At 39.9% G+C, this 24113-nt stretch carries 22 protein-coding genes and 1 pseudogene; 19 read left to right on the top strand and 4 right to left on the bottom strand.

What is annotated here, in order from left to right; all coding sequences use genetic code 11:
- Window positions 1-101 precede the first annotated feature (101 nt).
- From mgtA to LI126_RS01120, 12 genes and pseudogenes are all read left to right on the top strand, one after another.
- Window positions 102-2867: pseudogene (gene mgtA, locus LI126_RS01175) on the top strand (magnesium-translocating P-type ATPase).
- A 12-nt stretch (window positions 2868-2879) separates the two neighbouring features.
- Window positions 2880-3059 (top strand): hypothetical protein, encoded by a 180-nt coding sequence (locus tag LI126_RS01170; protein ID WP_101871666.1) that lies wholly within the window; start codon window positions 2880-2882, stop codon window positions 3057-3059.
- A 294-nt stretch (window positions 3060-3353) separates the two neighbouring features.
- Window positions 3354-3992: a single-stranded DNA-binding protein gene (locus LI126_RS01165; RefSeq protein ID WP_227164657.1), complete on the top strand. Its 639-nt coding sequence runs from the start codon at window positions 3354-3356 to the stop codon at window positions 3990-3992.
- A gap of 99 nt (window positions 3993-4091) precedes the next feature.
- On the top strand, window positions 4092-4877 hold the full coding sequence (locus tag LI126_RS01160) for a hypothetical protein (RefSeq protein ID WP_055151549.1): 786 nt from the start codon (window positions 4092-4094) through the stop codon (window positions 4875-4877).
- 13 nt (window positions 4878-4890) lie between these two features.
- Entirely contained in the window at window positions 4891-6708 is a 1818-nt protein-coding gene (locus tag LI126_RS01155; RefSeq protein ID WP_118064354.1) for an AAA family ATPase, read from the top strand.
- Entirely contained in the window at window positions 6596-6973 is a 378-nt protein-coding gene (locus tag LI126_RS01150) for a helix-turn-helix domain-containing protein (RefSeq protein ID WP_225084396.1), read from the top strand. Before LI126_RS01155 ends, LI126_RS01150 begins: the two co-directional genes overlap by 113 nt.
- Complete coding sequence (locus LI126_RS01145) at window positions 6970-9099, top strand: vWA domain-containing protein (RefSeq protein WP_118562983.1); 2130 nt, start codon at window positions 6970-6972, stop codon at window positions 9097-9099. Before LI126_RS01150 ends, LI126_RS01145 begins: the two co-directional genes overlap by 4 nt.
- 17 nt (window positions 9100-9116) lie before the next feature.
- A complete protein-coding gene (locus LI126_RS01140) occupies window positions 9117-9860 on the top strand; it encodes a hypothetical protein (protein ID WP_227164656.1) in 744 nt (247 codons plus the stop codon).
- 62 nt (window positions 9861-9922) lie between these two features.
- Window positions 9923-10471, top strand: a complete 549-nt coding sequence (locus LI126_RS01135; RefSeq protein ID WP_005340313.1) for an AbrB/MazE/SpoVT family DNA-binding domain-containing protein — start codon at window positions 9923-9925, stop codon at window positions 10469-10471.
- Window position 10472: 1 nt separating this feature from the next.
- Entirely contained in the window at window positions 10473-11528 is a 1056-nt protein-coding gene (locus tag LI126_RS01130) for an SAM-dependent methyltransferase (protein ID WP_227164655.1), read from the top strand.
- 55 nt (window positions 11529-11583) lie between these two features.
- Window positions 11584-11826 (top strand): hypothetical protein, encoded by a 243-nt coding sequence (locus LI126_RS01125; protein ID WP_005340311.1) that lies wholly within the window; start codon window positions 11584-11586, stop codon window positions 11824-11826.
- Window positions 11827-11861: 35 nt separating this feature from the next.
- Entirely contained in the window at window positions 11862-12383 is a 522-nt protein-coding gene (locus LI126_RS01120) for a hypothetical protein (RefSeq protein ID WP_227164654.1), read from the top strand.
- A 49-nt stretch (window positions 12384-12432) separates the two neighbouring features.
- Here the strand turns inward: LI126_RS01120 and LI126_RS01115 are convergent, their stop codons facing one another.
- The 3 genes from LI126_RS01115 to LI126_RS01105 are packed head-to-tail and all read right to left on the bottom strand — an operon-like array spanning window position 12433 to window position 14659.
- Window positions 12433-13020 (bottom strand): SOS response-associated peptidase, encoded by a 588-nt coding sequence (locus LI126_RS01115; RefSeq protein WP_227164653.1) that lies wholly within the window; start codon window positions 13018-13020, stop codon window positions 12433-12435.
- A 42-nt stretch (window positions 13021-13062) separates the two neighbouring features.
- On the bottom strand, window positions 13063-13371 hold the full coding sequence (locus tag LI126_RS01110) for a hypothetical protein (RefSeq protein WP_004223751.1): 309 nt from the start codon (window positions 13369-13371) through the stop codon (window positions 13063-13065).
- Window positions 13372-13390: 19 nt separating this feature from the next.
- Window positions 13391-14659: a DNA polymerase Y family protein gene (locus tag LI126_RS01105; RefSeq protein ID WP_227164652.1), complete on the bottom strand. Its 1269-nt coding sequence runs from the start codon at window positions 14657-14659 to the stop codon at window positions 13391-13393.
- Between the two features lie 410 nt (window positions 14660-15069).
- Between LI126_RS01105 and ligA the strand changes: the two genes are divergently transcribed.
- The 7 genes from ligA (at window position 15070) to LI126_RS01070 (ending at window position 21347) form a co-directional block, all read left to right on the top strand.
- Window positions 15070-17088 carry an NAD-dependent DNA ligase LigA gene (gene ligA, locus LI126_RS01100; RefSeq protein ID WP_227164651.1) on the top strand — a complete coding sequence of 673 codons (2019 nt, stop codon included), beginning with the start codon at window positions 15070-15072 and terminating at the stop codon, window positions 17086-17088.
- 10 nt (window positions 17089-17098) lie between these two features.
- Window positions 17099-17515 (top strand): hypothetical protein, encoded by a 417-nt coding sequence (locus tag LI126_RS01095; protein WP_054337541.1) that lies wholly within the window; start codon window positions 17099-17101, stop codon window positions 17513-17515.
- Between the two features lie 119 nt (window positions 17516-17634).
- The gene (locus LI126_RS01090; RefSeq protein WP_118064342.1) at window positions 17635-18321 is read left to right on the top strand and encodes a DUF3990 domain-containing protein; all 687 of its coding nucleotides are present in this window, start codon (window positions 17635-17637) and stop codon (window positions 18319-18321) included.
- A gap of 3 nt (window positions 18322-18324) precedes the next feature.
- Window positions 18325-18570: a hypothetical protein gene (locus LI126_RS01085; RefSeq protein WP_054350800.1), complete on the top strand. Its 246-nt coding sequence runs from the start codon at window positions 18325-18327 to the stop codon at window positions 18568-18570.
- A 76-nt stretch (window positions 18571-18646) separates the two neighbouring features.
- Window positions 18647-19108: an NADAR family protein gene (locus LI126_RS01080; RefSeq protein WP_117851406.1), complete on the top strand. Its 462-nt coding sequence runs from the start codon at window positions 18647-18649 to the stop codon at window positions 19106-19108.
- A gap of 86 nt (window positions 19109-19194) precedes the next feature.
- Entirely contained in the window at window positions 19195-20553 is a 1359-nt protein-coding gene (locus tag LI126_RS01075; protein ID WP_117851403.1) for an ATP-binding protein, read from the top strand.
- A gap of 62 nt (window positions 20554-20615) precedes the next feature.
- Window positions 20616-21347: a YkgJ family cysteine cluster protein gene (locus tag LI126_RS01070; RefSeq protein WP_117851400.1), complete on the top strand. Its 732-nt coding sequence runs from the start codon at window positions 20616-20618 to the stop codon at window positions 21345-21347.
- A gap of 164 nt (window positions 21348-21511) precedes the next feature.
- On the opposite strand, the gene LI126_RS01065 is transcribed toward LI126_RS01070, so the two are convergent.
- On the bottom strand, window positions 21512-24109 hold the full coding sequence (locus tag LI126_RS01065) for an ABC transporter permease (protein WP_227164650.1): 2598 nt from the start codon (window positions 24107-24109) through the stop codon (window positions 21512-21514).
- Window positions 24110-24113 lie beyond the last annotated feature (4 nt).

The following is a 24113-nucleotide window of genomic DNA, read 5'->3' as shown; positions in this document are numbered from 1 at the left end:
GGCAGTCCACGAAGGCAGAGAATATTGTATGAGTGTCCACAGATTCCGTGTCCCTCATAGAATCTTCCTTGCCCCTACAAAAATTCAAGGAGGTAAGACCAATGAACAAAAAAGAAAATCGTATGGCTGTTCGCCAGACCGTAGAAAAGGCAGTCATCCGTGACGAACAGAACCGTCGCATCCAATCTGCAGCAACCAACCCGGTAAAAGAGGTTTTAAAAATCTTTCATACCACACTTAGGGGGTTAGAAGCAGATACCGTATCCGTAAACCGTTCCAAATACGGTACGAACAAAGTCACCCACGAAAAAAAGAAATCCCTGGCAAAACGTGTGGCGGGTGCATTTATCAACCCTTTTACTGCTATTTTATTTTGCCTTGCTTTTGTTTCCACGATTACGGATATGATTTTCCCGTATTTTTCACTCTTTGGAAGCGTACCAGAGGACTTTGATTTTTTGACAGTCGTTATCATTTTAACTATGGTATTTATTTCCGGTACCCTTCGCTTTGTGCAGGAATCCCGCAGCGGAAATGCGGCGGAAAAGCTGCTTGCAATGATCACAACCACCTGTACCGTCACCCGCATAGGACAGGAAAAAACAGAGATACCCATGGATGACCTGGTGGTAGGTGATATTGTCCATTTGTCTGCTGGGGACATGATTCCGGCAGATGTCCGTATCCTGGATGCAAAAGATCTATTTGTCAGCCAGGCAAGCCTTACCGGAGAAAGTGAACCGGTTGAAAAGCTCCCTCATGTAAGCCCACATAAGGACAGTGTGACGGATTATACCAATATTGCATTTATGGGCAGTAATGTAATCTCCGGAAGTGCAACGGCTGTCGTTATCTGTGTCGGTGATCATACGCTGTTTGGCTCTATGGCCGCTGCTGTTGCCGGAGAAGCTGTGGAAACCAGTTTTACAAAAGGTGTCAATGCTGTGTCATGGGTACTGATCCGTTTTATGCTGGTGATGGTTCCGCTGGTATTCTTTGTGAATGGCATTACAAAGGGGGATTGGCTGGAGGCTTTCCTATTTGGGATTTCCATTGCAGTGGGACTCACACCGGAAATGCTTCCGATGATTGTAACCACCTGTCTTGCAAAAGGCGCTGTTTCCATGAGTAAAAAACAAACGATTGTAAAAAACCTCAATTCCATTCAGAATTTTGGTGCTATGGATATCCTCTGCACAGACAAGACGGGGACACTGACACAGGATAAGGTGGTATTGGAATATCATCTCAATGTAAATGGAGAAGATGATACCAGAGTCCTTCGCCATGCCTATCTGAACAGTTATTTTTAGACAGGATATAAAAATCTCATGGATCTGGCTATTATCCATAAAACAGAGGAGATGGAGGCGGCAGATAAACGTCTGATTGACCTGTCCGAAACCTACGTCAAGGTGGATGAGATTCCCTTTGACTTTAAACGCCGCCGTTTATCCACTGTGGTACAGGATAAAAACGGAAAGACACAGATGGTAACAAAAGGTGCTGTGGAAGAAATGCTTTCGATCTGTAGCTTTGCAGAATGTGACGGGCATGTACAACCTCTGCGTGATGAAGTGCGCAGCCGGATTTTGAAAACTGTAGATGGATTAAATGAAAAAGGCTTTCGTGTTTTGGCTATCGCCCAAAAGAGCAACCCCTCTCCAGTAGGAGCTTTTGGTGTTAAAGATGAATGCGATATGGTGCTGATTGGTTATCTGGCATTTTTAGATCCACCAAAAGAGTCTACTGCCGATGCTATCCAGGCATTGAAAAACCATGGGGTCCTTACCAAAATCCTCACAGGTGACAATGAAAAAGTAACCCGAACCATCTGTAAACAGGTCGGGCTGAAGGTTCGCAATATGCTCTTGGGTTCTGATCTGGAACACATGAATGATGCGGAACTTGCCAGGGCGGCAGAAACCACCGATGTATTTGCGAAACTGACACCGGAGCAGAAAGCCCGTATTGTTTCTGTTCTTCGTGAGAATGGTCATACCGTTGGATTTATGGGTGATGGAATCAATGATGCTGCTGCCATGAAATCTGCGGACATCGGCATCTCCGTAGATACAGCGGTAGACGTGGCTAAAGAATCGGCAGACATCATTCTTTTAGAAAAAGATCTGATGGTTTTGGAGCAGGGCATCATTGAAGGTCGGAAAACCTATGCCAACATGATCAAATACATCAAAATGACGGCTTCCTCCAATTTTGGAAATATGTTTTCTGTGCTGGCTGCTTCTGCTCTTCTGCCATTCCTGCCAATGGAAAGTGTACATTTGATTTTCCTGAACCTGATCTACGACCTGTCCTGTACGGCAATCCCATGGGACAATGTAGATGAAGAGTTTATTGCCAAACCACGAAAATGGGATGCCTCCAGTGTAGGCAGTTTTATGATCTGGATCGGACCAACCAGCTCCATCTTTGATTTTACCACATACATTTTCATGTACTTTGTATTCTGCCCATTCTTTGTATCCAAGGGTATCCTGTTCAATGACCTGCCGGCTCATTTTAGCGGAACAGAGCTGACGGCGATGCAGACACAGTATATCGGAATGTTCCAGGCTGGCTGGTTTGTAGAATCTATGTGGAGCCAGACATTAGTGATCCACATGATCCGTACACCGAAGCTCCCATTTATCCAGAGCCGGGCATCTGCTCCTGTGACATTCCTTACAATGACAGGGATTACGATTCTAACCGTCATACCATTTACAATATTTGGAAAACTTCTTGGGTTTGTGGCACTGCCAGCAGCATACTTGGCATATCTGCTTCCGTGTATCTTATTGTATATGGTTTTGGCAACAAGCTTGAAAAAGGCTTATGTCCGTCATTTTGGCGAATTGCTTTAAGGAGGTGCAACAATGAACTGGAAAGAACTTTGGATGACACTTTTTGGAACTACGGAATGGCTTGGTCTGAACATGGGATTCTGGGTGGCTTTAGCTGCCGTATTACTGATTGTAATTCTCATGAATGTCCTATTCTGGTCTATGAAGCCGAAAACAGACACCAAAAACTGTCCTAATAAAAAAGACGCATAAAAGAAGCAGGGGAGATACACAAATTTTCGTGGAGTCCCCCTCATGTATTTTCTTTCAGCACAACACAACATACTGTATTTTCATTATTGACCTTCGCTATATCTTGTGTTACTATGATATTGTATTTAAGTTTTGTGTTATCCCTTTATAGGGTGTCTGGATACTATCTCCAGTACACATGCAGTTTAAGTTGGAAAATCGTGTCATTATAATGCCGTTTTATACGGTGCTATAATGGCACTTTTTTTTATTTATCACTATTTTATCGCCCAAAGGGCAGAAAGGAGAATTTTTATGTCATCTATTATCATTGTAACAGGAAGGGTAACTGCCGATCCGGTTATGCAACAAGCAAAGAACTCCGGAACTGAATACATCAGTCTGGGGCTTGCTACCAACCAGAGAGGTCAAAACGGAAAGGAAGAACCCATCTTCTATCAGTGTTACTGCAACAAGTTTCTTGCAGATCGACTGATAAAAGCCGGTGTCAAAAAATCAACGTGTCTCATGGTCTACGGAGATTTAGAACTCCATCCGTATATTCACCAGAAAGGCAATAATGCAGGTCAAGCAGCTATCACGCCGCAAATTATGGTAAAGGACTGGCAGTTCTTACCTGCGAATCGTAATGATACCAATGCAGCAACACCTGTACCGGGGAATCCAATGGTCGGAAATCCGAATGTTCCACCAGTACCAGCAAACGGTGCTACTTATAATGGAAACCCGGGAATGAATCCTTCCGGTACCGTGCCTACTGGCGCAATGCCAGTCAATAACAATATGATACCACAGGCCGCACAACAGATGTCTTATGCTCCGGCAGGGGGATCGGCTTATGCACCACAGGGATTTACGGCTGGCAATGTATCTGGTGATGGATTTACCAATATTCCGGAAAATACACCACCACAGCAGCTTCCATTCCCGTAAATTATCAAAGATCCCTAAAATGAAGGAATTGCGACTTTCCAGTATCTACTGGTCTGCTGCAATTCCTTTTTCTATTGAAACAAACATGGAGGAAATGAAGTGAATACACAAAAGAAATTTCTTAAAGTTCTAAGTATGCTCACAATAATTTTGTTAATTGCAACTATATTCATACCAGGAAATGGAAATCGTAATGCAGTCGCAAGTATCGGAATCCTTGGCATCCTGCTGCTATTTCTTTCCACACTTCTTCCTAAAATCTATAAACTGACTCTAAACCTACTCAAGAACCAGGGCAAAACAAGCCCTTGGTCTTCTTTGAAATCATCTGAGCCAGTTTCCGAAACAGAAGAATTGCTTTGGAGACAAATCAGCTATCAGATTACCGACAAACTACAGGCTGCATTTCCAAATGCAACATGGGAATTCCAGAAGCCGCCATCCATGAAGCAGCTTCTTTGCGGAAATCCCATACGTCTGAGAACCTTTCATACGGAGGACTACAACTTTGCGGAAGCACGTATGAACCAATACGGATATCTGGAACTTCAAATGCTGACCATTGCCAGCCTCAAAAAGACTGTCACAGTTACCGATGAGGACGATGTTCCTTTTGCTGATCCGGAATCCTGGTATTCCTTAATTGGCAAGAAAAAACTGGAGAACCTTATCGGACAGCTCCATGCGAAAGGACACCATAAACTCTATATTAATGAAAACGGGCAAATTTACATCCAAAATGGTGATACAGCGGAAATCAAGGATTGTTTTGATTATTTCCCGCCACGAAACTATTGGGATATTCTCATTTCCATCTTCCAAAAAGATGAATTGACCGCAAAAGAAAAGGACCAGGCACTAGAATTATCCTGGATAAAAGAATAAAGGAGGAAATACTATGCCAAATACAAACTTTGTCCCTAACTGGACTTTTGAAAGAACGCTACCATCTCCATTTGACAGCTATTCCGGGAAAAGTGCAGTGATGAAAGACATCGCTTCCAAATACTGTAATCAGCCTAAAAAACGGGCTACTCTCCATTCTGCTACTTTGCAGGCAGTTTTTTCTTATATGAATTTGGAAAATCCACCTGCTGGAAAAGCAGAGGAAGAACTCGGAGCCATTGGAAGCCAGGCAAACAATTTTACAATCGCAGAATATCCAAGCCGTACCGGGTTGCTGCATGTAGTGGTCTACAACCGTATGACTGGGAAATTTATAGCCGGAAAGTATGAAAAACCTTTGGATCTGGACAGTAAACCAGAGCCATATCAGTTTAAAAAAGATGAAGATTCCGGAAGTGCTCTTTATTTTGCTTTAATGCCTACTTTCCTTTCAGATGACGAATTCAATGAAAAATATCAGGAATTAAAGCAACACCGTGATGACGGTTTTCCTGACCTGCCCAAAGCTGCAGAAACGGCTGCGGTTCTTTGTGATAACGTGTACCGCAGGATCCGTTATGGTGATTCCCTTCCTATCGGGAACATCAAAGTTGACACTCCTGCAAATGGCGTGCTCCAAAGACTTACACCACTGAATATCCAAAAAGGTGTTTATGCACCAACGGAAATTATCCAGGGTACCTTTCAGGTATTAAAAGGTGGACATCACTATACTGCTTCCGCCGTTTCAATTCCCAAAGAAGATTTTGTCGATAAATACATCCTGTCCAATTCTCGGACATTAACTCCCCAAGAAGAATCAACCGTTCCTATTCTCGAAGATTGGTATGTAATCCCAAAAGAAATCCAAAGAATATGCGAACATGCCAAATTAACAACTGACAGCAAGCAGCCTATGAGGAATTTTATGCTCCGTGGGCCTGCTGGAACGGGAAAGACCGAAGGTGCCAAAGCCATTGCTGCAGGACTTCACCTGCCTTACCGATGCATCACCTGCTCGGCAAATACAGAAATTTTTGACCTTCTTGGACAGATTTTACCTGATGTAGATGAAAAACAGCTTTCTTTGGTAGGGGAACTGCCCTCTTTTCAAGACATTACCCTCGATCCGGCTACTGCCTATGAAAAATTAACGGGTACTTATGATGAAAAGGTATCAGAAAATACAGTTTATGAAGAATTGATCCATCATATATCTGAGGAAATGAAGCAGAAACAAGCTGCTACCTCCAGCAGCCAACAGTTCCGCTATGTGGATACACCACTGGTTGAAGCCATCCGAAACGGCTATCTGGTAGAAATACAGGAGCCTACGGTGATTGCCAATCCTGGTGTACTGGTAGGACTTAATTCCCTATTGGACCGTTGTAACAGCGTATTTCTGCCAAACGGGGAAGTCATCCATCGGCATCCGGATACTACCATTGTAGTCACAACTAATCATGACTATGCCGGCTGTCGTCCCATGAACCAGTCTGTCATTTCAAGGATGAATATGGTCATAGATATGGATGAACCGGATGAAGAGACCATGGTAGAGCGTGTTCTTGCTATTACCGGATGTTCCGATAAAAAATCAGTACGTACCATGACACAGATTGTACGTTCCATCGCACAGTATTGTCAGGATAACCTGATAACAGATGGCTGCTGTGGAGTCCGGGAATTAATTGCCTGGGTTCAGTCTTTTATGGTATGTGGCGATATACAGGAAGCTGCTCATTATACCATTTTATCTTCCGTCACTGCCGATTCTGAAAGCCGTATCGAAATTGAAGGTTCTTGCTTGGATACAGTTCTTGCATCATAACACACTATTGAGGAACACCTTTTATACCGAAGCCGAACTACGCAAAACTCTGGCAGAAAATCTCGTTTATTTAAGAAAATCCAAGCAGACGAAACTCTCTCAGAAAGCCGTAGCAAGACTTCTGCATCTACCGGAAAAAACAATTATGAACTATGAAAATGGGCATACGCTTCCATCTGCTTACGCCGTCTTTCGGTTAGCCCAGTATTACGGCTGTACAATGGAAGATCTCCTAACCCAAAATATGAAAAAGAAAGAAAGGTGAAAAAATTGAATAACACTCAAAAAGCTTTAAAAAGAATGATCCGGGATACGGAGTCAAAAATCACTGATGAAGAACTCTTTCTTTCATCGGCTTTCCAAAAATACCAAACATCTCTGGCGAAAGCGGCTACTGGCCGTTCTCGCTATGGACTTCAGGTGCTTATGGAATGGGACAGTTCTGAAAATGCAGACATCGCTTATACAGATAATTATAGAATTCACTGTAACGCCGCAAACTCGATAACCCAAAGCTTTCCTTCCCGATTTCTGCGGTCACAAAGCCTGACTGGTCTAACTGGACATGAAATCGGACATCTGCGTTACTCTGATTTTGCATCACTACAGCTTTATCTGACCAATATGGAAAATGGTTCCTTCTATCCAGAAGCACCAGACAATCTGCCTTCTGGATACAAGGCAAATCTGCAGGACATCTTAGATGCCATGGAAGAAAAAGATAACGCAACGTGTCTGACGCTATCCCGCTGTGCTGCACAGTTTAATAATATACTGGAGGACATCTACATTGAAGCCCGGATGTGTGAAGAATATCCCGGAACTTTTAAGCAGGGAATACAGATCAATAATCTGCGGATGTCTGAATTGATTCCTTCTATACAGGAACAAATTGACTGTGGCTATCAGCCGTTTTCCATTATGAGCAATTTAATTTTGTCTTATTGCCGGACTGGTAATATAAATAACCGCACGAATTATTCTGGAGAATACACAGACACCCTTTCAGACTGCATGGATTATATTGACGATGCTTTAATTGCCACACAGGGGAAAGAACGCTTACGTGCTTCCAACTATCTTTTAGTACTTTGCTGGAACTATATTCAGCCTATGGTAGAGTTAACCAGAGAGTCTTTAAAAAAGCAGGATAGTACCCAAGTTGGCGATGCTCTGGAGGATCTGCTGCGGAAAGAATCAGGTAGCGGATCTCCTCTTCCAACTGGTAAAAACGGAGGAATCCCTAAAAACATTCCAGGTCCTACAGTAAAATCAAAAACTCCTATAACCTGTGACTTATCTGGTCTTGATCCAAATTACAGGCAAGATGCAATCAACCAGGCAGAAAAGGTACTGCAGGAAGAAGGAGGAAGAATTGAACTTGCTAAAACTACAGCAGTATTAGATGGAAATAATCCAGGAATCACATACGCATCACAGTATGCCGGTTCCGGTTATGAAAATGCAGCGAATGATCTTGCACGCATCCTAAATGATGTTGCTACGGAAAAAGCCCAAAATGATTATGAACAGGAATTAACAGAAGACTTGCAAAAATCGGCGGATGAAATACATTACGGAAATGCCCATGCAGGCATCCATGTAACAATCCACCGCATCAATCCAGTTTCCGACTTTTTTATCAAATCTTATCAAACAGTTGCTTCCCCTCTTTTGCGGACCTCCAAAAGGCTGCAAAGTTCCATTCTTCCTTTATTAAAAGAAGAGGCAGAAGGCGGGAAACAAAAAAACCTGTTATTTGGTAAAAGGCTGGATATGCGGGCTTTACACCGAAAGGACGGCGGTATCTTTACTAGAACCAGGCTTCCGGATGAAGAACAAAAACTTTCCGTGGGACTTTTGGTTGATGAAAGTGGTTCTATGGGCTGGGGAGATCGTATTACCCATGCCCGGAAAACTGCAATCGTGCTGTATGATTTCTGTATGAGCCTGGGAATTCCTATTACCATTTATGGGCATTCTACAGATTCTAAGGGTGTTGCTTTGTATTCCTATGCTGAATTTGATTCTCTGGATGCCTCTGACCGTTACCGGCTGATGGATATGTCTGCCCGTAATGGCAACCGGGATGGAGCTGCACTTCGTTATGTTGCGGAACACCTGGCAAAGCGTCCGGAATCACAAAAACTCCTCATCATAATCTCTGACGGACAGCCCGCAGATTGTGGGTACAGTGGTACGGAAGCAGAAGCAGATCTTCGTGGTATCAAGAATGAATATCGTAAACGTGGCATTGTGATCTTTGCTGCAGCAATTGGTGATGACAAAGAAAACATCCGCAGAATCTATCAGGATGGTTTTTTAGATATTACCAAATTAGAAGATTTGCCCAAAAATATGACACAGCTTGTAAAACAATATTTGAAATAGAAAGAAGGAAAACATACATGAGTGAAAATTATCAAAACTCAATTACAGATCAGATATGCAAAGTACAGACCAGTAAAAAATTAATTGCACTGTATGACCGCCTCCGCTACACAAGTTATAACAGCTATGCACAGCTTCATGCAAAAGGAGAATTTGAAGAAAATGGTCATAAAGTTCACTCCCTTATTGGAATCTCCATACAGGATTACTCTAGTGGTACCGGTGATAAAAATATTATCACCCGTTTTCATCTGGCACCCGAACAAATTCAATTTCTGCTGTCCAGAGTTACCGCTGGTTTTCCTGAATTTGAATGGTCGCAAAGCAAAATATTTGGTGTACCGGATGGCAATGGCTATTCTACTGCACAACAGTTTTTTATTTCCCGCCACGTATATAACAACCAGCAGGAAATACTGACCAGCCCATGGAGAATTCAAATTAATAACGGAAAAGGTATCAAGAAAAAGAATCATAACGGCGGCACTTATATGCAGGCTCAAAGTTTTATCTCTGAAAAAAGTGCTTTTATACAATTGACAGATATGGATTTTTATATGCTGTTAAAACGTGCTGATTCCTATATCGTAAATTGGGAAAACTACGTTGCATCCTTCCTGATTCAAAACGGCAAACAACAGCTTAAAAAGCAACAGGAAACAAGAATGGCACAAAATATACAGCCACAGCCAGATGAAATGACTTCCTATATGCAGGGACAGCCACAAGAGCAATATCTGAATGGTATGTATGTCGCTTAAAGAATTTCAACAAAGAAGCAGTCGAAAAGACTGCTTCTTTTTATAAAGGAAAGGAGATCTCTATGGATTATGCTACAACACTAAATATTGACCAACAAGGGCGGATCATTATTCCTGCCAAAGTAAGAAAAGCCCTACAGCTTCATACAGGCGATGTATTGATGTTGGAAGCTGACACACGCAACATCTGTCTTCGTAAATGCAACTCCCATATCCCTATGGATATCCGGTTAGACAGTTTTCTGGATATTTTACATAGTAATGTCCCTTGCCGGATCCTGTTATGTAATCATTCCAAAATCATTGCTTCCAAGAATTATCATACAGCACTTAATATGCCTGTAACAGAAAGTATTCAAAGGCTTCTTCAACAGGGAAAGATGAAATTATTCTCTGAAAAGGAACGCATATACCCTACTATGACAGGAAAATATCCTTTATCAGCCTTTTTCCCTATTTCTAAAAAAGACGAATTTGGTGAAACGCTGGGACTTTTACTATGTGCAAAAAATCAACAGCCTTTCAGCGAAATGGATTTAGGCTGTGCCAAAATGACTGCGGCGGCGATTTCCCGCTACATCCAACAAAATTATGAAAGGACGGTGATATAAAATGAATGACTTAATGCTGCATCGGGCAGCACAATTATTAGAAGCTGAATTTGGTCCCCAATGGCGTACTGTCGCTGACATGCTTGGAACGGAAGGATTGCGAAAACGTGTAGGAAAGGAACTGACTTCTTTCATGGCATACCCAGAACGGGGAGAAGGCGGTAACAGCCAGTGGCGTGGTAACTGCTCCCCCGAAGTGGTTGCAGCACTTCTACGCTATTGCCTGGACGATAAGCGGTATTACGGAAAAGATACCAGCACCTTTACCCTCTTAGATCCTATGAGTGGCTCTGGGACTTCAAAGGCGGCGGCTGACCGTTATCAGGTACGTTCCCTGCTCTATGATCTAAATCCGGCACCTGCTTATGGAAAAGGTAACTGGAATGCCCTAAAAGATGAAGTGGAGAATTCCGCTGATCTCATCTTTTTCCATCCACCTTACCATAATATGATCCAGTATTCCGGAAATATCTGGGGAAACCCTCACCCGGACGACCTATCCCGCTGTGAAAACTATTCGGATTTTTTAGAAAAACTAAATCACTGTATCCGGAAATTTTTCCTGGCACTTCGGAAAGGTGGCAGGCTTGCCATACTGGTAGGCGATATGCGGCTCCATGGTAAGTTCTATAGTATGCAGAATGATTTAATGCGGATGGGTGACTTTGAATCCTTTCTGGTAAAGGGCCAGTTTAATTGTGTTTCCGACAATCGGACGTACAAAAAGCCTTTCATTCCCATTGTGACAGAATATGCTCTGTTACTGAAAAAAACGGATTCTTTCATTATCCCCTTCAGCATCCGGCAAGAAGGTGTGTTTTCTGTACAAAATACAGATATTCTTGCACTGACTTGGCATCATCTAATCCGGATGACAATGGAGAGTATTGGAGGAAGAGGGGCTTTAAAAGACCTGTACGCTTTATTAAAGGAACACCCAAAAGCAAAAAAGAATCCGCATTATCAGGAACGTATCCGTGCCACCCTATATGAACACCCAGACGAATATATACCTGTATCGAAAGGATATTTTCGTTTGAGTTACTCGGTTACATAAAAATGAGCCATGAAAAACAGATTTTCTATGACGCTACAAAAGGAGTGTGAACACTATGACAAATCGAAAGCACCATGTGAAAGATAAACAAATAACGACACTCTCAGGATGGTTTCATTCTCCGCTACGGGTTGGGGAACGTGCTATTATTTCTGGGGTCAATGGTTTCTCTATTCTGACATCTCCTATCCTAACGATTTTGGAAGTATCAAATGACAGTATCGTTTTCGAAACAGAAAATACCATTTACCATTTGATTCATACACCAGAGACCGTATCGGAAGTGATGTGTGCTTGAATAACATATATGAATTGGGAAGCAGGCTTTGTGAATTGCTTTCAACTTTAAAGAAAAACCGGGAATACGTTCCACTTGAAATTTTACAGACACAGTATCGGGTTCCTTATGAAACCCTAAAAAAGCAAATTGGTGATACAGCGACAGCTTTTGTAAAAGAAATTACATTATCAAAGCTTATGATAAATCCAGATGTATCTCTGGAAGAGCAGATTTCTGTTATCCAACAGGCAATTACAACATCCGGGATGCTCAAAGAAATGAGCTATACCTTATCAAAACTGTATGATGTGGAACTACTGCACAGGCAGGCATTAAAATTAAGGACATATATTGAAGATGCTCTATATCCATATATTGCCCTTCAGGATTGCCTTGTCGTTGATATGGAACGTATAGAGGATACGCCAATTATCTACAATACAATTACCCAAAAGGTTTATGAGAATGGGCAATGGAGTAAACAGGATTTGGATCTGCATGGGAAACTATTAATCTATGTAAAATCCAGTCCTCCTATGCCTGCAGCAACAGAACAAATAAACAATGGATTCTAAATTCAAAAAATTTTATGTCAAGAAGGGAAACTTTTATGGGTTTCCCTTCTTATGAAAATAATTTCAGTTGTTCATATTCTGCTGTCCGATTCAACAGTATGGGTTTCTTAGCAAGAATAAATTCTACCGCTGCATCCTCCATAATCCAATCTTCCAGTTCTTGTCGTTCCAAAAGCAATGGCATCCGTTCATGCACCGGTGCTACAGAAACATTTGCCTGCGTAGTCAGAATTACAAAACAATTTTGACCATTATAGATTTGATAACACCCTGCCATAAATAATGTGGCATCCTGCTTTGGACTTTGAAAAGTATATTTTTCTTTGTTTTTACTCCATTCGTAAAAGTGATGGGCAGGAATCACACATCTTCGATGCAGCACACTGTCCCGAAAGGTCTTCTTGTCCAGTATAGCCTCTACCCTTGCATTGATAAGCAATCCCTTTCCCTGGAACCTCGGAAAGCCCCACTGCATCTGCCTTGCAGCCACTTCCCTACACTCCTTTGTAAGTACAACTGCAGATTCAGACGGATGGATGTCCTGCCCATGCTCTATCTTTAAACGCTGATCCAGTTTCTTTACAATCTTCTCAATTTCCCGTGAAGTTTCATCATCCACATAATATCTTCCGCACATTTTCTGTCCTCCTTTTTCCTATTTTACTTCATCCCTGGTATCTTATACAACCAGTTTCCATGCACAATCCTCCGGACAAAATAGAAGCACAAAATTGATTTGTTTTCCCAAAAGTACCGCCTGACATCTATACTTCCAGTTCACAATCCCCGCATACCACTGTTTTTCTACAGTCAGAACCTGGATATGATTGATCTGGATAATCTCTTCATCCTCCCCTTTTACCTTCAACATCAATGGCAAAGATTTTCCGGTAGCTGTGAACCAGCACTGGACTGCCACCTCATGATAGGTTCCGGATAAAGGCTCCTGCTCTGTATGCTCTGTATTTATTCCGATTCCAAATGCCACCGTTTCTTCCCCCTTCCCGCTATTCTGTCTTTAATTTCTCATAGTCCACAGAACGTTTTTCTCGTGAAATGCCACCACTCATGTGATCAATACACCCACCAAAAAAAGCCGCACGTATTACCGAGTCATTCCCATACCGTTTTCTGATCTGATCTATCGTTTCATCCATTTTTTCCAGCTTCTCATAATCATTCGTATCAAATAGATCCAATTGCCTCATATTCACCTGATCCTTGATGCGGCTGGTATGGATTCCCAGATGCCGGATGGGTGTCCCATCCCAGAGCTGGTCAAATAACTGGCAGGCACACTGATGAATCTCTTTCGTAATATTGGTTGCATTCTGAAGCGTCATCTGGTGACTGGCATAACTGAGATCATAATTCTTGATCCCTACTGCAATCACTTCTGCCCTGACTCCTGCTCCACGAAGTCTGCTTCCTACTGTCTCTGCCAAAGCCAACAGCACCAATTTTGCTGTAGATGCATCTGTCACATCAAAAGGAATCGTTGTAGAATTGCCATATCCCTTATTAGCAGGCGGAGCCGACTGGACTACAGACACATCAATCCCATTTGCAAACCCCCAGACAACTTCCCCATGTTTCTTCAAATGTTGTTTTAAGTAACTCGGATCACTCTTTGCCAAATCTCCTATGGTCCGAATTCCCAACTTGAAAAGTGTCTTTGTTGTTGCCCGTCCTACAAAAAACAAGTCGCTTACCGGCAATGGCCACATCTTTTTCTGTAACTCAGACTTCCATAGTGTGTGCACTCTGTCGGGCTTCTGAAAATCACTTGCCATCTTAGCTAACAGTTTATTCTTTGAAATACCGATATTCACTGTGAATCCAAGCCGTTCCTTAATCTGTCTCCGCATCTTCTCTGCTGCTTCCACTGGCGTCCCCCAAAGCACTTCCGTTCCAGTCATATCTACAAACGCCTCATCTATCGAGTATTGTTCCACTGCGGGAGAATACTCTTGCAAAATTCCCATAAAAGCTTTGGAACACCTCTCATACAATCCATAATTCGGAGGCACTAAGATAAGATTTGGACATTTCTGTTTTGCTTCCAAGATTGATTCACCTGTCTGTATCCGATATTTCTTTGCTGGAATGGATTTTGCCAAAATGATTCCATGACGCATCGCCATATCCCCACCTACCGCCGACACCTGTTCTCTTAAATCGCCTTTCCATCCCAAATGATGTAGCCGATATACCGCTTCCCAGGACAAAAAGGCAGAATTTACATCTATATGAAAAATCACTCTTTCCAAACCCACGTTCCCCTCCTTTACACCTCATTATATAGAACATACGTTCTGAAATCAAGAGATAATATTTTCCATATCCATGCTTCCTCTATATATAGTAATTTTTCTCTCAGGTCAAACGATATATAGTGTTTTTATATTGACACATACTACATATAGTGTTACACTTACTATGTAATTATTATTTGTGTCATCCGGAAAGGATATACGCACGCAGTTTAGGTTTGTAAAAGTGTCAGAAGTATACTACGCTACCAGCAGGGACTTCTGGCTTTTTTATTTTGCAGGAAACTGCACACATTAGAGAATGAACATCCGTGTCATTCTCTTTTTTTATGCCTGAACGCAAAGAAAGGAGGAAGAAAAACCGGAACAAATAAGAATTACAACTATACCATAGAAAAGGAGACAAGAATAAAATGAACCACTCTAATGAATTATCAAACGTGGAAAAAATCAAACAACTGGTGGACTATCTGAATTTACAGCGTAACGCTTATTATAATGAGAACAGTCCGAATATCAGTGATGCGGAATATGACCGAATCTTCGATGAATTAGTGGAATTAGAAAAGCAGACAGGCTTTGTCTTATCCAATTCACCGACACAAACCGTAGGCTATACTCCCATCAGTGAACTTCCCAAAGTAAAGCATCCGGTCCCTTTGCTCTCTTTAGATAAGACAAAGCAGGTACAGGACTTGATAAGTTTTGCCGGTAAGCAGCCAGTTCTGTTTATGCTGAAGTTGGACGGATTAACGACTAAATTAGTCTACGAAAATGGAACACTTGTAGAGGCTTCCACGCGTGGCGATGGGGAGATCGGAGAAATTATCACCCACAACATACCTGCATACGTGGATGTTCCTCTTTCAATCCCTTATCAGGAAAGACTGGTAATTGTAGGCGAATCCTTTATTCCTACCAATGACTTTGAACGTTTAAAAGAAACATTGCGGGATGGAAAAGGAGAACCTTATAAAAACGGACGTAACCTGGCCGCCGGCTCTGTACGAAGTCTTGATCCGGCAAATTGTGCGGGGCGCTGCCTGCACTTTATGCCATTTAATGTCCTAGAAGGTCTAGACGATTCTTCCTTTCCATTTCCAGACAGCAGAGCTATGAAGGTTTCCAGTCTATTTGACTATGGCTTTCAGCCTTGTCCTTATATTGCTACTGACCAGCCCTTGAACACGGCTCTTATAAATCAGTATATTGAAAAACTGACTGCACTAGCAGATAACAAACATCTGCCTATTGACGGAATTGTAATGATTTTCGACAGTCTGGACTATTCCCAAAAATGCGGGCGTACCGGACATCATTATAAAGATGGACTGGCTTTTAAGTTTGAAGATGAAACTTACGAAACCACTCTTCGCAATATAGAATGGACACCCACCCGTTTCGGAGAAATTGCACCTGTGGGAGTTTTTGACTCTGTGGAAATTGACGGATGCTCTGTTTCCAGAGCAACCCTTCACAATCTGACCTTTATCAAAGAATTAGAATTGGTGCCAGGTTGTAGAATTTCTGTATCAAAACGTAATATGATCATTCCTCATATTGAAGAAAATCTGGAACGTGGTCATTACGTAGATGCAGTTCCCCCAGTATGTCCATGCTGTGGTTCTCAGACTCGTATCTATCAAAGAAAAGGAAATGATGGACGTCTCATTGAAACAGTGCATTGTGACAATCCCAACTGTGATAGCCAGATCCGAAAACGCTTTACACATTTCGTTGGAAAAAAAGCAATGAACATCGAGGGACTCTCCGAAACTACCTTGGAAAAATTCCTGACTTTGGGTTATCTCCAGACATTTCCGGATATTTACCATCTAAATGAACATCAGGAAGAAATCTTACAGTTGGAAGGTTTCGGTAAAAAATCCTTTGAAAGATTATGGAATTCCATTACTTCCAGCCGGAATACTACCTTTGTCCGATTCCTGGTTTCCATGGATATTCCTATGGTCGGACGAACCAAGAGCAGGATTTTGGATACAGTATTCCACGGCAGTCTGCAGGAATTTTTTGACGCTGCCTCTGGTGAGTATGATTTCACCCAGTTAGATGACTTTGGTGATACTCTGAATCAGAATATCCATGACTGGTTCTCTGATGAAAACAATCTAATTCTCTGGCACGAACTCCAAAAAGAACTTATATTTGAAGAAAGAAAGGAAATGAACACTATGATGAAAGAAAATGTATTTACAGGATGTACTATAGTTGCAACAGGAAAACTTGCTCATTTTACAAGGGATGAAATCAACTCCAAGATCATTGAACTTGGAGCAAAAGCCGGCAGTTCTGTCACAAAAAAAACAGATTATCTGATTTGTGGGGAAAAAGCCGGAAGTAAATTAACAAAAGCTCAGGCTCTCGGTATTAAAATATTGTCTGAAGATGAGTTTCTTGAGATGATTGCGTAAGGAGAAATCTATGAGTATCATTACATCTGTTTTTCATATCTATGGGTTTCTTATTACAGAAGAGGCTGCTAATCTTATTCTTCGATATACAAAAGAAGTTTTTCCTGATTTATACAAAGAGTTTTCTGATGCAGAATCACTCTTTGCCTTTCAGGAATATCTTTGTGAGAAACATGATGGCTACCGTTATGGCAATGCCGAGTCTATGACAGTATGGCGGATCAAGGATCAGGAAAAGCTGGACTTAAATCCAGGAGAAGAATTTTATATCGTCGAACTTAAAAATTCTTCCCAATTATTTTCACAGGCGTATTCTTCTTATACAGAAGTTATCCAAGAAATTCAAGAAACGTTTGGTGAATTACTTCCTCCCAATTTTCCGTTAGATGATTTTCTTGTGGAAATCATGGGCGAAGTATGGGGATAGTGAAATGTGGTGAATGCCCCATTTCAAACATCTTTTGCGACTTATTATTTATAATTATTTTACCGTTGGAAAGCACCTTCTTTTTTGATATAATGAAAGCAAATGGAGGGATAACGTATATGAGTATTCAATCAGATATAGAGATGCTATCAATTGAAGCACTGGAATATTATGCTAAAAAGCACCAACTATCGGAAGACGATGCCTTTAATATTTTCTACAAACATCAAGTATTTGAAAAAATACTGGTACAACACGAAACGTTGCACCAATTAGATATTCATGATACTTTTCAATACGTAGAAGATATTATAGAAGAAGATACGCCCACGCTTGTTCTTTTCCATGGCTCCAATATTGCATTTGATAAAATCGATTTGAACAAATCACATAACCGTCGTGATTTTGGTCGTGGATTTTATTGCACAGTTCTCGAACAGCAGGCAAATGAATGGGCGAACCGCCTGTACTTGCGTACTCATACTGGCGGCAAATATGTGTATCGGTATATCTTCCAACAATCCGAGGAACTAAAAATCAAACATTTTGCCACCTTGGACAAGGAATGGTTGGAGTTTGTCAAACTCAACCGTACTGTCGGCGATATCCAGCATCACTATGATGTTGTAATTGGACCTGTTGCGGATGATAATACCATGGAAACTGTACAACTTTATTTGTCCGATATCTTGAGCGTGGATGAAGCGGTTACAAGGCTTCGGTATAATAAGGTTAATAATCAGGTTTCCTTTCACACCCCACTTGCTCTTGAACATCTGATATTGGAATCTCGAAAGGATGTGTAAAACATGGAAGGTAAATATTTTTTTAACGGGAAAGATATTTCAATGAATCTGTATATTCAGATCCGGGATGTTGTCGATATTATTATGGAAAAGAGCCATCTTTCCTTTCCGGATGCCATGGGCAAATTTTATCACTCAAAAACTTACAAAGCCCTGCAAAATACAGAAAATACTCTTTGGGCGGAATCTGCTGGCTATATTGCAGACCGCTATTACGAAGAACAAGAAGAAGCACAAATAAGCAAATGACAAACGAAAAAATATGTTTAAGAAGGAACTGCTTGCCATAAGCGGTTCCTTTTTTGTATAAGAAAGAAGGGATTACATGTTTATTAATACCTATTCGAATCATTACCAGCAAACAATTGACCACTTTCATGGAGCATACGCTTTTCTTAGTAACTTCTATCCTTCCCGGATATATTACCGGGGCTACTGGTATGCAAATAATGAGGCTGCTTTCCAGGCACAAAAGACCCTTTCACCTAAAGAACAGCTTCAATTTACCAAATTAAGGAATCCAAAAGATGCCAAAAAACTGGGAAGAGAAGTACAGCTCCGTTCAGACTGGGAACGTGTAAAGCTTATGTACATGTATGAAATTTGTATGTGCAAATTCATGCAGAATCCTACCCTATGTAAAGCATTACTTGCTACTGGGAATTGTCACCTTGTTGAAGGAAACAACTGGGGAGATTATTTTTGGGGTTCTGTAAATGGTCATGGCGAAAATCATTTAGGTGAAATTCTTATGGACATACGTGCAAAGCTTCAATTTGAACGTTAAAATAATCATTTACCCATTTTGCACTGTATGAACTGCAAATATTTTGCTATAATGAAAGATAGATTTTAAAGAAAGGATTTGTGCTTATGTATCTGAAGCGTTTTGTCTATGACCGCCTTCTGGATTGGAAAAATGAAGGAGGGCATAGTACCCTGGAAGTCGGCGGAGCCCGTCAGGTTGGAAAAACCTACCTGATACAAAAATTCGCTGACGAAAACTACAAACACAAAATTTATATTAACCTGTTTGAATTAAGCGGCAGACAGTTTATGGAATGTTATAAACAGGCAACAGCTTGGACACCCGGAACAAAACGGCAGGAGCATCCTCTCCATGATGCCTTCCAGTTGTATGAACCGGACTTTATTGATTCTGAAGATACCGTCATTATTATTGACGAAATCCAGGAATCTTCCGAGATTTATAACCGTATCCGGGAGTTTACTCGTCATTTTAAAGCCCATTTTATCATCACAGGAAGCTATCTTGGGCGGATTTATGATCCAGAATTTCGTTATTCCAGCGGAGATGTCACAAAGCTTACTATCTACACACTTTCTTTTGAGGAATTTTTGATGGCCTATGACCAAATCCTGTATGAAGATTATAAAAAAATACCTTTTGTTCCTTCTAGGTCAGAGGTCTATGATCGCTTAAAGGAAACCTATGAGCTGTACTGCCAGATTGGTGGCTATCCCAAAGTGGTCGAAAACTATCTGGAGAACCGGAACATCGTAAAAGCTCAAGGCGAACTCGTAAAAATCATTGATACCTTCACCAATGAATCCATTCGCTATTTTACGGATATTTTGGATACCAAAGTGTTTACCCATATTTTCTTTTCCATCTGCCGTATTTTAAATCGTGAAAAGAAAGGATTTTCAGAAGACAGCATTAGCGAAGAATTGCAAAAACTGGTAACCAAAGACTACTCCAGCAATATTTCAAAGGCTACCTGCAACCGTGCTATTAGCTGGCTGTACTTTTCCGGAATCATTGGATTCTGTGCAAAAATAACAGAAATGGATATTCTGGATTTTAAGTCCGCAAGCCGCTGCTATTTCATGGATATGGGACTGGCAAACTATTATCTGACACGTACCGGAACCGATTCCCGTGTACTTGCAGGCACATTAAATGAAAATTATGTCTATATCAATCTGAAGAAACGCCAGGATTTTCCACAGGAAATTTCCTTTGAAACCCCTGCTTTTGCTACTTACCGTGGCGGAGAAATTGATTTTGTGGCACAAAGCCTATCTTCTTCCACCCGATATTTGATAGAAGTCAAAGCTGGAAAAGGTACTGCTTCCACTGCCCAGAAAGCCCTGGCACAAGGAAAAGCAGATAAGCTTCTTTATTTAAAAGGAGCAACCAAAGGTGGTATAGACGGTAAAACAGAAACACTGCCTATTTATTTACTGGAACAATACAAATTTAATTAAGTTTATGTTTACGAAGAGACTACTTTCCAAGTGGTCTCTTTTTTATTTAGGAGGACAATAATATGAATTCAATAAAAGAATTAAAAGAACAATTAGGATATGAAGAAATCGGTCTCGATGATATATTTGTATTTCATTGTACTCAATGCGGAAAATGTTGCATCCACCGGGAGGATATTCTCTTGTCCCCGAAAGATTTATTTCATATAGCGAAGAAATTAAAAATCACACCAGAAGTTGCCTTGGCACAATATTGTGAAACTTATCTTGGACGTAATTCTCATATCCCTGTAGTACGCCTAAAACCACAAGGAAGTGTCAAACGCTGCCCGTTATTAAAAAATCAAAAATGTTTGGTACACGATGTAAAACCCGCAGTCTGTGCTATGTTTCCGATTGGCCGGTACCTTGCCCTTCCCTCCGATGGTATTTTTCCGGAAAATCCGGAAGAATTGTCTGTTGGATACGTCTTTAATGATCCGGAGTGTGGAGATAGATCAGAAACACATACCGTTCGGGAATGGTTTCATAAATTTAACATTCCACTAAAAGATGACTATTTCTTTGCATGGACGAAAACGAAAGCAACACTTAGCAAACATCTACGCTTTCTAGAAGGACGTCTATCTGAAAAGACCATGGTTTCAATATGGAATGCTACATTGATAACTCTGTACCTAAACTATGAGGTTACAGAAGATTTTCAAACACAATTTCAGAAAAACTCAGATATGCTCCTATCCTTAATTGAAAAACTGAGAACTGCTGACGCTCCTATGCCTAAGAAAATATAAACATATAGAAATACTTCGAGCCGTCCAAATTTGACGGCTCTTTTCATGTCATTATGACACTCTTTACATTTCTACTGTTTCTTCATACAACAATTTATTCAACACATATTTTCGACCAGCTTATTGTAGCATTTTCTTGAAGCTCAAATTCATATTTTCGTATATCACCTTTCTTTCTTAATTCTTTCAATTAAGCTATTTCTTTCCATTTTATGTAAGAATATATTAGGGATTATCACACACAAAAAAGACATAATACATATAATACATAAAAGTCCTTCAAATGGATATTGAAAAACAAAATATTCTATGTTTTGTTTTAAAATATAAACTACTATTCCCATAACTATACTTCCTATAATCAATAATAGCCCAAGAACACCTCCTACGTATATTATCCCCTCATATATAAGCATTTTCCTAAGCATACCTTGTGTCATGCCGATACTCCGCATAATGGAAAACTCACGCTGCCTAATAATTATATTTGTAGATGTAGTACTGAAATAATTTAGCAGTCCCATAAATATTAAAATGCCACTAATAGTATACATGATTATCTGACTTGTTCTAATATACAAAGACTGTTTTGCAATTTCATCACTATTACACTTTATCACATACAAAAGTTGATTTTCGTTGCCTGTAGTAGATTGAAACTTGAGATTTGCCTCTTGAACCCATGCTTTTAATTTCTGTTTACAAATAGCCTCTTTATTTGCTTTTACATTAATCTGTACTTCCAAGTTTCTAACTGTTAAAACATCCTTTAATTTGCTGAAAGTTTTATCTGAAACAATCAGATAAACTTTATCATTTCCTCTCCATGATAAATCCAAAGTTGGACAATCTGACTGTGAAATGTTTATATATCCACAATTTCTAAGTTTAACTGCGGACATTTCCTGCATTGCTGTTCCAACGGGCACCAAATCATACAGTTCTATTATTTTTCCAATACATTCCGTTTCTATATCTTCGTATGTTTGTGGTATTAAATTTTCATGTAATATTAACACGCCACCTTTCTCGTTAAATGTTTTTTGATCAACTGGTATATTATTCTCCTCTACATATTTCACTAACTTTTTCATACTTTTATCGTCTAATGTTTGCATTACAGGTAATGAATCATGCTCTACAATTTTTAAGCTATCTGTTTCTGCTGCATTTTTTATAATAGGCAGAAAACCTTGTACTATTTTCAGATTCTCAGTATAAGAAGTAAGCGTATTTTTGATATCCACGATATTATCATCTGTTATTAATTCCACCTCATCTTTTCCATTTTCCACTAAATACGTTACAGTATCCATTGGCACTTCAATAGTAAAATCTGGATTCTTCTGTAATCTATTCATTTGATTTGTCCCCTTGGTGACCACAATCCCTAATAGCCCTATTTCACAACCAAATGCCAAAAATATTATAATGAACATAAATTTTTTCTTATAACGTAATATGTTACGAAAAGCCATTCCAAAAATAATTCCAGTTCTTTTTATAATGAACATTTTCCCAAACTGATAATCTGATTGTTGTTCTCCCACTACTTCCTCATATTTTGCAGCCTCTATAGGAGTAATCATAGTCAATTTATATACTGCCAAAAGAGTTGCCCCAAATAGAGTTATAGCAACTAAAACAAGGACCACGATATATGCACTTAAATTAAATAATTTTAATTGACTATTTGCTTTATACTCCCCTAAATAAAGATTTTTAACCACATTGTTTAAAACACAATATTGTAGAACTATGCTGATTATTACACCACATAAGCAACTTTTCCAATAAATATCCCCTATTTGCATACATACTAATTTTTTTATCTGTCTATTAGTTGCACCTATTGTACGCAATAATCCATACTGTTTAATATCACTTCCCAGTGATATATATACAACATTATAAATCACTAAAAACAAACAAAAAAACACAGCCAAGACAAACATATACGCAAGCAAATAATTTCCAACCGTCCCTTCAATTGCTCTGTATTCTGCAGAATCATAGCTTATAATTCTTTGCTTATCATTGAGATTAATATCATTTTTTAATCTATTCTCTACTTGTCTTCCGCTTAGTCCCCAATCTTTTACATCAACCCATAATCGACATGGATATTGTGAAATACCAGCCTGTTTTATTCTATTCTTGCAAATATATGCGATTGAACTATCGGATAATTCATTATTATAACTATCATAATATCCAGATAAAACAAATTCTTGTTTACCTGTCATTTTTGTCGTGAAAATATCATTCCAATAAAAGTCTAACGTAATCTTCATTCCTATTTTGGGACTGCTAATCCCCAAATAGTCCAAAGTTTTTTTTGACATCATTATTTCATCAGTTTGTTCCGGATAATTGCCATAGAAATGTACAAAAGTAGGCTTTACCATATCTTCGTAAGCTGTTTCATCTAAAACAACACATTTGCTATATGAATACCTACCATTCATCAACCTTCCGCTCTCTTTTTCCTCTCCTACACTATTCACATAGGAAAGATCTTGTAGCTGTCGTTTTATTGTATCTGTTCCTTCTTCAATAAATGTTGAAATTGTTTTTCCATCTTGATATTGATTTTTCAACTTATCCGCTTGAAATTTTCCATGTATTAAAGAAATGATAACTAATGATACTACTACAACGCTCACTACGATACATTGTAAAATAATATTTCTTTCCCTGTTTTTTTTCTTATAAGCTCTTATCAGAGTATTTAGAGATTTTCTTACTCTACCATTATTCATTAGT

The organism is Mediterraneibacter sp. 210702-DFI.5.30 (genome assembly GCF_020560115.1).
GTDB lineage: Bacteria > Bacillota > Clostridia > Lachnospirales > Lachnospiraceae > Mediterraneibacter > Mediterraneibacter faecis.
This window is presented reverse-complemented; position numbering and strand designations above follow the sequence as displayed.